Below are 15,869 nucleotides of genomic sequence, written 5' to 3'. Positions count from 1 at the left end.
CGCACGCCATCGCCTCGTCCGAGGCCGCGTCGTCCCGACCGAGGAGTACCGATGACCCCCACCGCCACCGCCACCGCCGACTCGCCCGACACCACTCCCGCCGTCGAGGCCCCGCACCCCGCCGGATACGCCCGGCGGTGGCGGATCCTGGCGATCGTGCTCGTCGCCGAGGTGATGGACCTGCTCGACAGCACCGTGACCAACGTCGCCGGCCCCTCCGTCCGGGCCGATCTCGGCGGCGGCGCCGCGCTGTTGCAGTGGCTCGCCGCCGGATACACGCTCGCGTTCGGCGTGTTGCTGGTGGTCGGCGGCAGACTCGGCGACCGCTGGGGCAGACGCCGATTGTTCCTGCTCGGCGCCGGCGGCTTCGCCGTGGCGTCCCTGCTCTGCGCGCTGTCCCCCTCGCCGGAACTGCTGGTCGCCGCCCGGATCGCCCAGGGAGCCTTCGGCGCCCTGCTGATCCCGCAGGGCTTCGGCATCCTCAAGTCGGTCTTCCCGCCCGCCGAGACCGGCAAGGCGTTCGCCGCCTTCGGCCCGGTGCTCGGCCTGTCCGCGGTCGGCGGCCCGATCCTGGCCGGCGCGCTCATCCACCTCGACCTGTTCGGTACCGGCTGGCGGCTGATCTTCCTGATGAACGTCCCGCTCGGTCTCGCCGCCGTGCTCGGGGGCCTGCGCTACATCCCCCGGGACGCCCCGAACCCCGCCGTGCGGATCGACCTCGTCGCCGCCACACTGCTGACCGCGGCCTCCACGCTGATCATCCTGCCGCTCATCCAGGGCCCCGAAGCCGACTGGCCGCTGTGGTCGTTCGGTTGCCTCGCCGCCGGCTTCGCCACCTTCGCCGGATTCATCCTGCGCGAGCGCCGCAGCCCGCACTCGCTGATCGAGGCCACGCTGCTGCGCAACCGCGCGTACAAGTCCGGCATGCTCTTCGGCCTCGCCTTCTTCGCCGGCACCACCGGATTCATGCTGATCACGTCGCTGTTCCTGCAACTGCACCTGCACTACGGCGCGCTCGAAGCCGGTCTCACCCTCGCCCCGATCGCGGTCGGCATCGTGGTCGCCTCCATCGCCGGTTTCCAGGTGATGGCCAGGCTCGGCCGCAACCTGCTCCTGATCGGTGTCGGCGTGCACCTGGTCGGCCTGGTCTGCCTCGCGGCCGTGGTCGCCCACTTCGGTTCGCACACGACCGGCGTCGACCTGATCGCCCCACTGTTCGTCGCCGGCCTCGGCATGGGCGCCGTGTTCGCACCGCTGTTCGACGTGATCCTGGCCGGTGTCGCCGAGCACGAACTGGGCAGCGCCTCCGGCTCGTTGTCCGCGATGCAACAACTCGCCGGCGCGCTCGGCGCGGCCGGCATCACCACCTTGTTCTTCCAACTCGCCGAACACCACACCGCCTCCGCCGCGATGGCCACCGGAGCCCTGGCGGTGGCCGGCCTGGGCCTGCTCGCCGGCGGCCTGGTATTCCTGCTCCCTCGGCACGCCAGGCCGCACGAGGGATGAGTCCGCACGGCGGCCGGTGCCGGTCGCCGCACCGAGCCGGCCCGAAGGCCGCCCGGTCCACCCGAAGGCCCCGCACCGGCCGAAGCCCCGCCCCGACCGGCCGAGTCCACCCGGCACGGTCCACGAAACCCGACCCGACAAGGAAACGAGTCACCATGAGCATCCTCGTCACCGGAGCCCGCGGCCGCGTCGCGCGCGGAGTCGTCACCCGCCTCCTCGCGGCCGGCCACTCGGTCCGGATCGCCGGCAGCGACCCGACCGAACTCGAACCCCCCGCCGGTGTCGAAGCCGTGCGCCTCTCGCTCCGCGAACCCGACAACGCCGCAGCGGTGTTGCGCGGCATCACCAGCGTCTTCCTCTACGCCGAGGCCGCCGGCATCACCGCCTTCGTCGAGGCCGCCCGGGCCGCCGACATTCGGCACATCGTGCTGCTGTCCTCGTCCGCGACGAACACCCCCGACCCGCAGAGCAGTCCGCTCGCGGCGAGCCACCACACGGTCGAGGTCGCGGTCGCCGAGTCCGGAATCCCGTACACGGTGCTGCGCCCCGGCGCGTTCGCCACCAACGCGATCGGCTGGAAGTACCGGCTGATGGGCAGCGGCAAGATCGAACTGCCGTACCCGAACGCCCAGGTCGCCCCGATCCACGAGGACGACATCGCCGACGTGGCCACCGCGGTGCTGGTGGCCGGCGACCACCTCGGCGAGACGCTCGACCTCAACGGCCCGCAATCGTTGTCCTTCGTCGAGCAGATCGCGATCCTGGCCGATGTCCTGGGCCGCGACCTGCCGTTCGTCGAGGTCACCCGCGACCGGGCATTCGCCGGACTGACCCCCTACATGGACGCCGGCTATGCCGACGCGCTGCTGGACCTGTGGGCGGCCGCCGTCGATCCCGAACCGGTGTCCGGCACCACCGAGGCGATCACCGGCAAGCCCGGTCGCGACTTCCGCACCTGGGCCCTGGAGCACCGCGCGGACTTCGCCATCGACCCGGATCAGCGCGGGTAAATCCCCGACAACCGCCCGGACATGACGACATCGGACCGACCGGACCGGCCTGCGCCGACCGGTCGGTCCGCGCTGTGCCGATCTTGTGGCTCCCTCGCTCCCCACGAAGTCGCCAGGCTGTCTACCCTGCTGTTCAGACCGGCCGTTTACCGAAACTCTGGACGCACATGACCGTCGCGCTTCACACCGGCGCGGGTGCCGCAATCGAGGTACGCCGCGCGCTCCAGGCTGATGAAGCCAGGGACGTTCCCGAACACACGTGGGTCGGCCCGATCGTCCGGGTCCGCCCACAGGGCGAACGACACTACGAGGACGTCGCCTACATCGAGACCGGGCCCACCGACGACATGGGCAGCTCTCCCTCCCGCCACCTGATCCTGTGGGCCGACCGGGCCCGCCGCCATCGAATGGCCGCGGTGGGCACGTATTCGACCGCCGGCGACTACGCGGTCTACAGCATCACCGGGCCGGCGGGCGAGCACCTGGCCACGGTGCATCGCGAACAGGGCAGCATTCGCCGACTGCGCCGCACCTCCTGGACGATCCGCCCGGCCCAGGGCCCCACGCTGCACGCGGCCAAGGGCACCACGTTCGGCTGGATCGCCTGGTGGGCGCTGTCCCCGTTGTGGGGCCTGATGATGGCCGTGGCCGTCCTCGGCGGCAAGGCGCCGCGGCTGCCGCTGCGCACGATCTGGCGCCACGACGGCACCCGGGTGTTCGAATACCTGGGCAGCGTCGGCACGACCGACTCCTACGAACTGCCCCCCGGCCACGTCGACGCCCGCATCGTCCTGGCCCTGGCCGCCCTGCACAACAGCCACCCAGGCTGGTACGACCGCCTGTAGCCACGAGGTTCGACGGATCGGGGCGGCTACCGGGCGCGGCAGCGGCGGGCTGGGACCTGCACGGGTCGGGGCGGCCGGGTGCCGGCGCGTCCCGTGCGGGCGTGAACCACCCGACGCGGGCGGGGTGGGAGCATCCGGCGGTGGTGGACGCGGTGTCGGGCGGGACCTCGCTCGGCATGGCGATCTTCATCGCCCTGGGCGGGTACCGCTCGTTGTTGCCGCTCGTGCCGATGATCGCCGCGTACGGCCTGGCCGTGGCGAGTTCGCGGCGGACCACGATGTGGGCCGCGGTCGTGGCGACGGCCGGGGTCGGGGCGTCCGGGCTGCGCTTCGGCGCGGTCTGCCGACAGGGCGAGCGCGCCGCCATACCGCTGACCTGGATGGGACTGGGCGCCGCGATCATGATCGCGGTCCTCGTGGCCTTCGTCCTCGGTGGGCGCCGGGTGATCGCGGAGTTCGGCGTGGGTCCTACCGCGGCCGTCGCCCTCGACGCGCTCGTGCCGCGCAGGATCCTGATCAGGGCGGTGACGCACCCGCTGAGCAGGTCGAACCGGTGGTTGCCGGCCCGGGTCGACCGGCGGCTGCCCCGGTTGTCGATCGAGGCCCCGGAGGTGGTCGTGCCGGCCCGGCCGGCCTCGGAGCCGGGGCGATGGTGAGACCCGGCCGCCTCGCCATCGGGGGGCGAAAATCTCGGCCGAGATTCTTTTTCGATCCGGTGTCACACATTCGCGCCGGGGTCCGTCAGTGCTGTGTAGGCCAGCGACAAGGGCCCGCAGCCGGCGGAGGCGGAGATCGGCCGCCGGTGGGACCACCTCCAGAGGAGCAGTCATGGAAGCACGTATGGGCAACCCCGCGATGGTCGTTCCCGGCGCGATGAAGGCGCTGATGGCCCTCGGGGCCGCCACCGCCCAGGCCGGGGTTCCGAAGGCCACCCTCGAACTGGCCAACCTCCGGGCGAGTCAGATCAACGGCTGTAGCGTCTGTGTCCACATGCACGCCCGTGACCTGCGCAAGAGCGGCGAGTCGGACGAGCGCATCGACACCGTCGCCGGGTGGCGCGACGCCCCCTACTTCAACGACGCCGAACGCGCGGCCCTCGCGCTGACCGAGGCGGTCACCCGGGTCGCCGACACGAGCGACCCGATCCCGGACGCGATCTACGCCCAGGCCGCCGAGCACTACGACGAGCAGCAACTCGGCGCGCTCCTGCTGTCCATCGCAACGGTCAACGTCTGGAACCGGATCAACCTCGCCACGCGGCAAGTCGCGGGCGGCGCATGGTAGTCGAGGGACCTGCCGACGGGCGCGGACCGGGGCCCGGGAACACCTCCCGGCCGCCCGGGTCGCGCCCGAGCGCATCGTGCCGGAACGCGTTGCGCCGAGGTCGGTCGCGGGTCACTCGCGGAAACCGGAGGACCCGCGAACTTCCCTGCCCTTTGCCTTACTTGACTCGAACCCGGTTGGCCCGACCCGGACCGCGAACGTAGTTTTGTTGCGTCGTTCGGTCACTACGGGGGTAGTTCGTGCGGCGGCCCGATCCACGCGTGGGCCGCGCACGCGCGCACCGCGGCGGTAGCACCCGCCCCTCCCGAAGCGTCGAGCGCGCGCGAAGCCTACGGGGAGGCGATCGGCGATGAGCAAGACCAAGACCGGCCCGAAGGGCGGCGATTCGGGCGGCGGACACGACCGGCCCGGCGCATCGAAACCGGGGGACGCGCCGGCGACCGTGCCCAGGGCCCCCAAGCGGCCCGACGGCACCGACACCTCGGGCAAGCCCGGCGGCCCACCCGGTGACGCCGGCGGCACCCCCGGCGGCAAACCGGTCGGCCCGCCGCCCACCGGCAGCAACGGCTTCAAGCACGTCCCGGAACACGTCGAGTCCGGCGCCCGGGGCATCGACGCCTCCGCCGCCCGGATCGAGGCCGCGCACGCCAAGCTGAGCGGCGTCCTCCAGGCCAAGGGCGCGTTCTGGAACAAGGACGGCCTGGGCCAGACCTTCGGCAAGGTCTTCGAGCCGTTGTCCACCGGCCATTCCCGGGCCGGCGGCGCGCTCCAGCAGGCCGTCGCCAAGACCGCCGGCAACGTGCGCACGAGTGCCGGACGCACGGCCGCGACCGAGGAGGCGAACCTCAAGCGGTTCGGGAAGCGGATCGAGGGCCCGGACCCGAAGCAGCCCGGCTCCGGCGACGGCAAGGGCCCGGCCGGTTCCGGCGGGAATCCGCCCGGAACGGGTCGAACGCCGGTCTACTTCGTCGACGAGGACGGCCGGGTTCACCAACTGGTCAACGGGAAACTGGTCCCGGTGCAGCCCGGAGGCGGAAATTCCGGGATCGACCGGGTGCTGAATCCGGACGGCACGATCAAGGTGAACATCAAGACGGACAAGGACGGCAAACCCGAGGTCACCCCGCGCGGCAAGCCGAAACGGGTGCCGGTACCGGGCGGCAAGGGCCGCTACGACAAGTACGCGAAGGCGGAGCAGGACGACACCGGGAATGCCGCCCCGCGTACCCCGGTGCAGTCCAGGCCGCTGCAACAACCCACCGACCTGTCGCAGGCCGTCGAGGACGTGCGCCGGGCCCAGAACGACTACGGCGGCAACAACTACGCCTCGCTGTTTTACCGGGACCCCTCCGGGCGCGGCGGCAATTTCATCCTGGTCGGCAGCAGCGGCAACAACGGCGGCCATTCCGAGCGGGCCATCGGCCTGCCGATGGTGCACAACGGCATGCAGAACGACGTGACCCGGCTCTACACCGAACGGGCACCGTGCCAACCGTTCCCCAGGACCGGTGGCGCGGGATGCGACATCTGGGTGGACATGCACCTCAACGGCAGCGGCCGAAACGCGCCGTTGGAGGTGAGCCACGTCGCCGACTTCGATTCGCGACGGCTCGACGGCGCGGACCGCAACGGCCCGTTCAACCTGTACATGCACGACCTGCAACAGCAGCACCGCGCGGGCAACACCGGCCCACTGGCCGGTGTATACACGTACCAATATCCGTAGGCATGCGCCGGAGCTGATTCATGATCTTCGACATCGACCGCAACGGGCTGCTGGAGGTCTTCCCCCAGGGCCGGGTGGTGCGCGCCTCGCGGGCCGAACTCGCCGAGGTCCCGGGGCGAGTCGCGGATCTGGACTTCCTGTGCGAGGTGGGTCTGCCGCAGGGGTTGTTCCAGATCGCCCCCGCGTTGGCCGGCGAACCGGGCGCGCAGGCATCGCGCCTGCTCGACCTCGGCGACCCGGACGAGGGGGTCGACCTGCCCGAACTCGACGGGATCGGTCCGGTGCTGGTGCTCGGCGGAATCCAGCAGTGGTACGTCTTCCTCCAGCTCGAAACCGGCCGGCTGCACGCCTTCGCGGACGGCGGCTCGCAATACTGCGAGATCAACGGCGACCTCTCCTCGTTGTGCACCATGCTGGGTCTGCTGTGGCGGGAAACCCCGCGTACCGAACCCGGGAGCACGGGGCCCGGCAATGCGGAGTACCGGCGCGTCGCGGACTCGATCCGGGCCCGGATCGAACCGCTCGATCCGATTCCGTATCGCGGGGAAAGCTTGTGGATCACCTATTTCGGTGGGTATGTCGACGGTCTCTATCCGCTGCGTTGACCGCGCGGACATCGAGCCGCGGCCCGGGCCCGCCGTCGCAGGAGGGATACTCGCAACACCATGAACTCTGACCTCTCCGCCGCCCTTCATCAGCGCTTCGGTCGGGACGGACTGCGCTTTTTCGGCTCGACGCAGCTCGCCGGTGTGCCGTTGCCCGTCCAGGTGGGCGCGTACTTCCTCGGCGCGGAGGACGAACACCCGCCGACGATGGGGGCGTTCGCCGACTCGGTGGGGGAGTCGCTGCCCGATCCCGCGGTGCGCGAGCGGGTTCGGTTGGGCACCGATCAGGGCGCGGAACTCTACGTCGCCGCCGACGGGTCGGTCCGGGCCCTGTTCCTGGGGGTCGATCTGCCGGAGATGCCCGTGGCAAGCGACGTGGAGGCGTTCGCCGCCGGGCTGCTGACGCTCGATCAGGCGCTGCCCCGGATCGCCGCCGTGGACGAACCGGCCGAGGGCTTCCCGCTGTTTCGCGCGTTGCGCGAGGAACTGCTCGCGCTCGACCCGGCCGCGTTCGCCGAGCGCGAGGCGTGGTGGCCCAGGGTGCTCGACGATGTGCGACTCCCGTTGAACATCGCCGGCTCGGCCGCGTTCGAGATCCTGGACGCGGACGGGAGCAAGCAGATCGTGACCGAGGTGTCCCGCCCGGGACTGCCGCATCCCGAGGAACTGCTGTGGTACCGCCTGTCGGCCGGGGGAGTGCCGGCCGAGGACGTCCTGCGGGTGTACTGCGAGTTGGAACCGTGCCTGATGCCCGGCCACTACTGTGCGCTGTGGATGGGCCGGATGTTCCCCGCCGCCGAGTTCACCCACAGCTTCGGCTACGGGGAGAGCGCGCAGTCGCGGGAGGACGGCGTCCGGGCCCTGATGACACACGTCGCGGAGCAGGCGGGCAATCGCTGACCGGGCAGCGCGCACCACGAATCGGGGGACGGACACCGTGGTCGACAACGACGGGCATCGACTGCCGCACATGGGCGCGGGCCGACACCTGGCCGCCCGTGCGCTGCTGGGCTGGCTGGACGACGAACGCTCGCCCCGCCTGTGCCTGGTCGGCGGCTCGTCGGGTTCGGGCAAGTCGCACCTGCTGGCCTGGCTGTACGCAGCCACCGCCGGCGAGGCCACACCGCCCGCGCGCCGGTTGCACGCGTTCGTACCGGCCGGCGGCCTCACCCTGCCCGGCGTCGTCGCGGAACTGGCCGCCCACCTGGGCGTGGCCGCCCACACCCCGCGCCGACTGATCGCCGCGCTGGCGCTCGACCCCCGGCGCACGGTGATCGCGATCGCCGACCCGGACCACGCCGGCGGGCCCGGCCTTCCCGGCGAAGGTGCCCGGATCGTCGCCGAGTTGCTCGACCCGCTGCTCGAACTGCCGCACGTGCGAATCCTGGTGGAGTGCGCCCGCGCGGACACCCGGGCCGCGTTCACCGCCGTTGCCGCGCCCGCCACGTTGAACCTGGACGAACCCCGCTGGACCCACCCCGGCCGGTTCGAGCGCTGGTACGCCGAACTCGCCATCGGCGCGGCACCGACCTCGCCGTTCGGCGCCGAGGCCGCCTTTCCGCATCCCGGACTGGCCCGACTGGCCGCCCGCGTGGACAGGTCGCGGTTGCCCGCGGTGCCCGACGGGGGCGCGCCGGCCGGCCTGCCGGAGCGCGCGCAGCGCATCCATCGGGCCTGGTGGGCGACGCTGCCCGAGGACGTGCGCTCGGCCGTGGCGGTGTTGTCCGGGCTCGACCTGCCGCTCTCGGCGCCCGCGTGGGAACAGGCGCTGACCACGCTCCACCCGGCGGCGGATCGCGAGTGGGCCGCCGCGACGATCGCACACGCGACGCGCGTGTTGCCCGCGGTGTTCGAGGGCGGCGACACGTGGGCGCTGCCGGCCGGGCCGCTCGCCGAGTTCGTGCGCGGGCAACGCCCGGAGAGCGCCGATCCCGACCGGCCGACCCGGGTACACGCCGCGCTGCGGCACGCGGCGGACGCGGGCATCACCGACCTCGCCGGACTCTACGACGCGGGCGAGGAGCGGGTCTCGGCGATCCTGGCGCACAGCGTGCGGATCGGCGACGCCGCCGCGTTGGCCGCCGACCCGGTCGTGCAGGCGTTGGCCCGGCCGCAGACGGTGGCGGGTGCGCTGGTGGCCACCGGGCAGTGGGCCCACCCGGCCCAGGCCGCGTTCCGCGGCGCGTTCGGCACGCTGCTCGGCCAACCCGCGCCGGCGGCCCGCGCGGCCCTGCTCGCGGTGCACCGACTCGGCCGCGACGACGCCGCCGCGCGCACGCTCGTCGCACGATCCACCTCGCCGGGCTGGCGGGCCGAGTGGGCCCGCTGGGGCGACGGCGACAGCCACCGCCCGGACCGCTGGCCGGGACCGGTCCTGGCGGCGACCGCCGGCCGCGGCGGCCTGGCCGGACGGGTGTTGCTGGCCGACGACACCGGGGTGATCCGGACCGTCGTCGGCGCCGACGGCACGATCGCCGGCCGCGTCGTCGCCGGCTTCGGCCCCACCCCGCTGCGCGCGCTCGCGAGCACCTACGGCGGCCGGGTCACCACCTTGAACCGGTGGGGCGGCGTGGACGTCCTGGACGCCGCCTACCACGGCCCGCGCGGCGCGCTGGAGGCCGCTTTCCAACGACTGGTCAACACGTGCGGGGCCGCGCTGACCGTGCTGTGCGCGCACCCGCTGCCGGCGGTCGGCGACGCCGACGGCGGTGTCTGGTGCCACGGCTCGCCGCCGAGCGTGCCGGGCGGCGAACCACCGCCGCGCGGGGTGTTGTCCGCGCCGCTGCACACCGGCCCGGTCACCGCGCTCGCGGCGGTGCGCACCGGCGCCGAGGGCGAACCACCCCTGCTGATCAGCGGCGGGCGGGACGGCCGGGTACGGATGTGGAGCCCGGGCGCGGAGCCCGCGACGGACGCGCTCGACACACGGGCGAGCCCGGTGACCGCGCTCGCCTGCGAACAGACCACCGAGGGCCTGCTGATCGCGGCGGCCTGGGCGGACGGCCTGGTCCGGCTGCGCCGCCCCGACGACGACACGGCCGTCGACCTGAACCTGGGTGCGCCGGTGACCGGGATCGCGGTGTCGGTGCAGGGATACGTCGTGCTCGGCATGGCCACGGGCGTGGTCGGCCTGCGACTGGAACACCCTGCATTTTGACCGGACTCGGCCGCTTGCGGGATCCGGCCCGAGGATGCCGCGCGACGATGCCCCGAATCGAGGTAGCGGAACCGGAACCGGCGTAACGTCGATACGGCACGCCCTCCGGTTCGGGCGTGCGCGACGACGACGGGGGTCGATTGTGGGCATCACCATACCGGGCTATCTGGACACGGCGTTGGACGTCATCGGCGTCGACTGGCCCAACCTGGACGAGGACGAGTTCAAGGAACTGGCCCAGGCGTACCGCGAGTTCGCCGACGAGATCGACGAGGCCAGAGCCGACGGGAAGAACGGCGCGGCCTGGATCCTGTCCGGCACCAGCGGGATGGCCGCCGAGGCGTTCGAGGCACACTTCGGCAAGCTGAACAACGAACACCTGCACGATCTGGCCGAGGGCGCCCGGATGCTCGCCAAGGCGCTGGACGCGGCGGCGGTGGTGATCGAGGTCGCCAAGGGCAGAGCGATCGCCCAACTGATCATCCTGGCCGACGCGATCGCCGCCGCCGCGGCAGCCGCCACCTTCACCTTCGGCCTGTCCGCGATCGCCGGCCTGGCCGAGGTGGGCATCGTGCGCACCGCGGTCAAACGCATCTTCAAGGAACTCGAACAGGAACTCATGGCGCGCGTGGTCGAGATCGCCACCGCGCCCGCGGTGGCCGCGCTGGAGGGCACGGCCAACGAACTGTTGTCCCAACTCGTGGAGAACGAACTCGGGGCCCGCAACGGCTACGACCTCGACGCCGCGATCGACGCCGGCAAACAGGGCGGACAGGACGCGATGCCGACCGTGTCCGGCATCACCGCGACGTTGAACCCGGTGGCCTGACTCGACTTTCGACAGGCCGTGCTCGAACGCTCGTACGGCCGCCTTGACTTCGTGCCGCCGCGTCGGGATCCTGCCGGCGGGCGGCACGGTCACCCGGTGCCGCCCGGGGACTACCGGGAGGAACCACGAATGAGCCGCGACACCGGCGGAGCGTACGAGTGGGCCCATCGGCGCAGCCTGGAGGATCCGGACGGCTTCTGGTTGGAGGCCGCCGCCGCGATCGACTGGGTGACGCCGCCCACCCGCGCGTTGGACGCGAGTGCCGCGCCGCTGTACCGATGGTTCCCGGACGGCACGCTGAACACCTGTTTCAACGCGCTGGACCGGCACGTCGCGGGCGGGCGCGCCGAGCAGGCCGCGATCATCCACGACTCACCGCTGACCGGGACGCGGCGCACCCTGACCTACGCCGAACTGCTCGACCTGACCGCACGATTCGCCGGCGTGCTGCGCGGGCTCGGGGTGGGTCGAGGCGATCGGGTGGTGCTCTACCTGCCGATGGTGCCCGAGGCCGTGGTGGCGATGCTGGCCTGCGCCCGGCTCGGCGCGGTGCACTCGGTCGTCTTCGGCGGCTTCGCCCCGCACGAACTGGCGGTGCGCATCGACGACGCCCGCCCCAAGGTCGTGGTGGCCGCCTCCTGCGGGATCGAGCCGACCCGGACCATCGCCTACAAACCGCTCGTGGACGCGGCCCTGGCCGAGGCGAGCCACCGGCCCGAACACGTGGTGATCCTGCAACGCCCCCAGCTCATCGCCGAGTTGACCGAGCGGGACCTGGACTGGGACACCGCGATGGCCGGCGCCGAGCCCGCCGAGTGCGTGAGCGTCGCGGCCACCGACCCGCTCTACATCCTCTACACCTCCGGCACCACCGGGACGCCCAAGGGCATCGTGCGCGACAACGGCGGGCACGCGGTCGCGCTGCGCTGGTCGATGGAGAACGTCTACGGCGTGCACCCCGGCGAGGTGAGCTGGACCGCCTCCGACGTCGGCTGGGTGGTCGGCCATTCGTACATCGTCTACGCGCCGCTGCTCACCGGCTGCACCTCCGTGCTGTACGAGGGCAAACCGGTCGGCACCCCGGACGCGGGCGCGTTCTGGCGGGTGGCCGCCGAACACCGCGCGACCATGCTGTTCACCGCGCCGACCGCGTTCCGGGCGATCAAGAAGGAGGACCCGGACGGGAAACTGCGCGCCGGACACGACCTCTCCGCGCTGCGCACGCTGTTCCTGGCGGGCGAACGGCTCGACCCGGAGACCTACCGCTGGGCCGGCGACCTGCTGGGCATCCCCGTGGTCGACAACTGGTGGCAGACCGAAACCGGTTGGCCGATCGTGGCCGACCCGATGGGCCTGGAACCACACCCGACCAAACCCGGTTCGCCGACCCTGCCGGTGCCCGGCTACGACGTGCGGATCCTGGACCCGCAGGGCAACGAGGTGCCGCCCGGCGTGGACGGCGCGGTGGTGCTCAAGCTGCCCATGCCGCCCGGCACGCTGACCACGCTGTGGGGCGACGACGAGCGCTACATCGCGTCCTATCTCGGTGCCCATCCCGGCTACTACCTCAGCGGCGACGGCGGACGCAAGGACGAGGACGGCTACGTCTACGTGATGGGCCGCACCGACGACGTGATCAACGTCGCCGGCCACCGGCTGTCCACCGGTTCGATGGAGGAGGTCCTGGCCGCCCACCCGGACGTGGCCGAGTGCGCGGTGATCGGGGTGGCCGACGAACTCAAGGGCCAGGTGCCGCGCGGTCTGGTCGTGCTCAAGGCCGGCGTGCACCGGGAACCGGCGGACTTGGCGGCCGAGTTGGTGCTCCGGGTCCGGGAGACCATCGGCGCGGTCGCGGCGCTGCGCCGGGTGGACGTGGTGCCCGCGCTGCCCAAGACCCGATCGGGCAAGATCCTGCGCCGTACGATGCGCGACATCGCGGACGGCAGGCGGCCCGAACCGCCCTCCACCATCGAGGATCCGAGCGTGCTGGAGACCCTGCGGCCGACCCTGACCGGCGAACCCGCAGGTGACTGAGCGACCGCACCGGGACCGGCGGGCGGGGAGCGCTCAGCCGACGTAGCTCGCGCGCGGCGGGGACTGCGGCCCCAGCGGGCCGGCCAACCACGTGTCGTACAACCGCTGCCACGAGCCGTCCCGCTTCATCTGCTCCAGCACCCCGTTGGCGAAGCGCACGAAGTCCTGGTGCGCCAACGGGAAGGCCATCCCGTGCGGTTCGTCGCTGAAGGCCGGGCCGACCACGTCGGTGTCCGAGTCCTGGGCCTGAAGTCCCCGAAGCAGCGCGGAGGTGGTCGAGACCGCGTCCACCTCGCCCTGCTGCAACGCGACCAGGCAGTCCGTCCAGTTCTCCACCGCGTACGGCAACACCCCCGCCGGATCGTCGCGCAGGAACACGATCGAGGTGGTGCCGCGGACCGTGCACACCCGTTTGCCGCGCAGGTCCGCGAGGTCGCGCACGCCGGAGTCGGTGCGCACCAGCACCCGTTGGCCGTCGGTGTAGTAGTCGCCGCTGAAGGCCACCTGGAGCTTGCGGTCGCACGTGATGGTCATTGTGTCGATCACCACGTCCACCTCGCCGGCCCGCAGCACCTCCGGACGCTGGGCCTGGGTGATCACCTTGTACCGGATGTGCCCCGGGTCGTCGCCGCCGAAGACCGCCCGGGCCAGGGCCTTGGCCATCTCGATGTCGAAGCCCTTGATCTGCCCGCTGCGCCGGTCCAACTCGCCGAAGAAGCGGGTGTTCTGATCCACGCCGACCATCAGGTACCCGCGCCGATGGATGGTGTCCATGGTGGACCCGGCGGGTGGTTTCCCGGGCGCGGGCAGCGTGGCGGGCGGCGTGAGACTCTCGCGCGGATCGCACGGCGGGGCGCCGGAAGGCTTGGGGTAGTCCTCGGGCGTGGCCGGGTGGGCTCCGGAGATCACCGGCCCGGCCACCGGAGTTGCCGCTGCCGCGGGTGGGCGGGTCGACCCGCCGGTGCAGGCCGCCAGGGTCGCCGCCAGGGCGAACGCCGAGGCGCCGGCCGCGATTCGACGAGATCTCCGCTGCATGCCGCTCCCTGGGTGCCGGTGCGCGCCGACGCGCCGGTCGCCGCGAGGGCCGCCTGGCCTCCCGACATCCCCCCGCGAGGGTCCGCGCTGTCGAAGTCCTCCGAGTATCGGACGCCTCGGGCTGAAATCCGGGGCGGTTGGGCAAAGAATGGGGGCTTCCCTCAACCGGGTCGATCAGGACGGAAGCACGTGACGAGTTATGGCATCACGGGCCACATCAACATCACCGCCGCCACCGTGCCGCTGGTCGACCGGGCTCTCCGTGAGCAGCTCGCGCAGGTCGAGCCGGACCGACTCGTGGGCTATAGCTGCCTGGCCGCCGGCGCGGACGCGATCTTCGCGCGCGCGGTGCTGGACCTGGGCGGCAGGCTGGTCGCGCTGCTGCCGTCGGCCGACTACGGCGACGCCAAGGTCGGTCCGGCCTACCGCGCGAGTTTCGAGCAGCTGATCGCGGGCGCCGCCGAGGTCCGGGTGATGCCGTTCCGCCGGGCGAACGAGGACGCCTACGCGGCGGCCAACGACGCCCTGTTGGCGGCGGTCGACGTGCTGCTCGCGGTCTGGGACGGCCGGCCCGCCCTCGCCCGGGGCGGTACGGCCGAGTTGGTCACCATGGCGCGCGCGGCGGGCAAGGAGGTCCGGGTGGTGTGGCCCGCGGGGTCCGCGCGGGGGTGAGCCGGACCGCAACCGGGCGCCGGAACGGACTTGCAGCGTGAGGGAGTTGCCCACGATGTCCGGCCGAGTGTTCGATCGTGCCGGATCGGCGTGTACACCTGGATCATGGAGACCTCCCTCTTCGCCCTGCTCGCGGTCCTCGCGACGATCGTGCTCGGTCTCCGGACCCGACGGGTCCTGGTCGGCGGCCCGCACGGGCGTGCGCACGCGGCCGACCCGGTCGGGGCCCAGTCGCTCGAACCCTACGAACTCGCGTTCCTGGCCGGTGGTCCGAGGCGGGTCGTGGACACCGCGATCGTGCGACTGCACGCCCGGGGAGACCTGCTCGTGTCCCGCGACGGTCGGCTGACCGCGACCGCACCGGCCGGCGGCGTCGCGATCGAGGACACGGTACTGACCGCGGCCGGGGTCGAGGGCGGAGCCGACCTGACCGAACTGCGGCTCGCGGCCGTCCGGAACCCGGCGATCGAGGCGTCGGCCGGTCGGCTCGTGGCGGCCGGACTGGCCCGGCGGCGACCCACACCGTTCACCCGCCGGGCCCTGACGGCCGGCTGGGTGGTGCCGGTCGTACTCGTCTGGTGCGCGGCCCTGTTCGAGCTCGGCACGGCGATCGTGGTCGGCGTGCCGGTGACCTCGGTCGCCGGTGTGGCCGTGTTCGCGCTGTGCGCCGAGGGCCCGGGGCCGGTGACCGAGGCCGGCCTGCGGTGCCTGGGGCGGGCCCGCAAGGAGTGGGGTCGGCTCGACTGGGACCGGGCGGGACCACCCGACGCGATCGGCGCCGCCGCCCTGTTCGCCCGCCGCGGCCTGCACGACTCCGCGTTGACGGGGGTCTTCCGGATCTCCGACGCACGGATCCGCCGACTGCGGGGCGACGGCCCTCGACGGCGCGGGCCCGTCGTCGGCGCGCGCTTGGACCACGACCCGAGCTCGGGGTACAACCCGCGCCTGGGCCGAAGTTTCTCGACCGGCGGCTACGGCGCGGACTCGAGTTGTGGCGCGTCCTGCGCCGGCGGCAACAACTGACCCGACCGCACCCGGCTGCGTGGCCCCACCGACCGGCATCCACCGCGACCTCGGCGGCGCGCCGGGCCGTGGCGCGGGTCTCGGGTGGGCGGGGGGGGGGGGCCGGCGCGCCCCCGGGGGCCGGCGCGGGCCTCGCGGGGGGC

General features: G+C 72.7%; 14 protein-coding genes. 13 read left to right on the top strand and 1 reads right to left on the bottom strand.

The annotated features are described in order from the left end of the window. The first annotated feature begins 51 nt into the window (after positions 1-51). The 11 genes from ACFXMF_RS30085 (at position 52) to ACFXMF_RS30035 (ending at position 12,996) form a co-directional block, all read left to right on the top strand. Positions 52-1,506: an MFS transporter gene (locus tag ACFXMF_RS30085; protein WP_379989231.1), complete on the top strand. Its 1,455-nt coding sequence runs from the start codon at positions 52-54 to the stop codon at positions 1,504-1,506. A gap of 155 nt (positions 1,507-1,661) precedes the next feature. Beyond that, on the top strand, positions 1,662-2,516 hold the full coding sequence (locus tag ACFXMF_RS30080; RefSeq protein ID WP_360309333.1) for an NAD(P)H-binding protein: 855 nt from the start codon (positions 1,662-1,664) through the stop codon (positions 2,514-2,516). Positions 2,517-2,683: 167 nt separating this feature from the next. After that, complete coding sequence (locus tag ACFXMF_RS30075) at positions 2,684-3,361, top strand: hypothetical protein (RefSeq protein ID WP_360309335.1); 678 nt, start codon at positions 2,684-2,686, stop codon at positions 3,359-3,361. A 101-nt stretch (positions 3,362-3,462) separates the two neighbouring features. Beyond that, positions 3,463-4,017, top strand: coding sequence for a hypothetical protein (locus ACFXMF_RS30070; RefSeq protein WP_379989233.1), 555 nt, complete (start codon positions 3,463-3,465; stop codon positions 4,015-4,017). A 172-nt stretch (positions 4,018-4,189) separates the two neighbouring features. Continuing rightward, a complete protein-coding gene (locus ACFXMF_RS30065; RefSeq protein WP_379989235.1) occupies positions 4,190-4,645 on the top strand; it encodes a carboxymuconolactone decarboxylase family protein in 456 nt (151 codons plus the stop codon). Positions 4,646-4,994: 349 nt separating this feature from the next. After that, positions 4,995-6,371, top strand: coding sequence for a hypothetical protein (locus ACFXMF_RS30060; RefSeq protein WP_379989237.1), 1,377 nt, complete (start codon positions 4,995-4,997; stop codon positions 6,369-6,371). Between the two features lie 20 nt (positions 6,372-6,391). Further along, on the top strand, positions 6,392-6,976 hold the full coding sequence (locus ACFXMF_RS30055; protein ID WP_379989239.1) for an SUKH-4 family immunity protein: 585 nt from the start codon (positions 6,392-6,394) through the stop codon (positions 6,974-6,976). Between the two features lie 60 nt (positions 6,977-7,036). Continuing rightward, the gene (locus tag ACFXMF_RS30050; RefSeq protein ID WP_360309345.1) at positions 7,037-7,876 is read left to right on the top strand and encodes a nucleic acid/nucleotide deaminase domain-containing protein; all 840 of its coding nucleotides are present in this window, start codon (positions 7,037-7,039) and stop codon (positions 7,874-7,876) included. A 37-nt stretch (positions 7,877-7,913) separates the two neighbouring features. After that, positions 7,914-10,133: a hypothetical protein gene (locus ACFXMF_RS30045; protein WP_360309347.1), complete on the top strand. Its 2,220-nt coding sequence runs from the start codon at positions 7,914-7,916 to the stop codon at positions 10,131-10,133. A gap of 142 nt (positions 10,134-10,275) precedes the next feature. Further along, positions 10,276-10,962: a hypothetical protein gene (locus ACFXMF_RS30040; protein ID WP_360309349.1), complete on the top strand. Its 687-nt coding sequence runs from the start codon at positions 10,276-10,278 to the stop codon at positions 10,960-10,962. 129 nt (positions 10,963-11,091) lie between these two features. Further along, on the top strand, positions 11,092-12,996 hold the full coding sequence (locus tag ACFXMF_RS30035; RefSeq protein WP_379989241.1) for a propionyl-CoA synthetase: 1,905 nt from the start codon (positions 11,092-11,094) through the stop codon (positions 12,994-12,996). Between the two features lie 33 nt (positions 12,997-13,029). On the opposite strand, the gene ACFXMF_RS30030 is transcribed toward ACFXMF_RS30035, so the two are convergent. Next, positions 13,030-14,031, bottom strand: a complete 1,002-nt coding sequence (locus tag ACFXMF_RS30030; protein ID WP_379989243.1) for a glutamate ABC transporter substrate-binding protein — start codon at positions 14,029-14,031, stop codon at positions 13,030-13,032. Positions 14,032-14,220: 189 nt separating this feature from the next. Here ACFXMF_RS30030 and ACFXMF_RS30025 point away from each other — a divergent pair, with 189 nt between their 5' ends. Both ACFXMF_RS30025 and ACFXMF_RS30020 read left to right on the top strand, forming a co-directional pair. After that, complete coding sequence (locus tag ACFXMF_RS30025) at positions 14,221-14,703, top strand: hypothetical protein (RefSeq protein WP_360309355.1); 483 nt, start codon at positions 14,221-14,223, stop codon at positions 14,701-14,703. Positions 14,704-14,808: 105 nt separating this feature from the next. Beyond that, complete coding sequence (locus ACFXMF_RS30020) at positions 14,809-15,726, top strand: TIGR04222 domain-containing membrane protein (protein WP_379989244.1); 918 nt, start codon at positions 14,809-14,811, stop codon at positions 15,724-15,726. Positions 15,727-15,869 lie beyond the last annotated feature (143 nt).

This window comes from Embleya sp. NPDC059213, from assembly GCF_042754445.1.
GTDB lineage: Bacteria > Actinomycetota > Actinomycetes > Streptomycetales > Streptomycetaceae > Embleya.
This window is presented reverse-complemented; position numbering and strand designations above follow the sequence as displayed.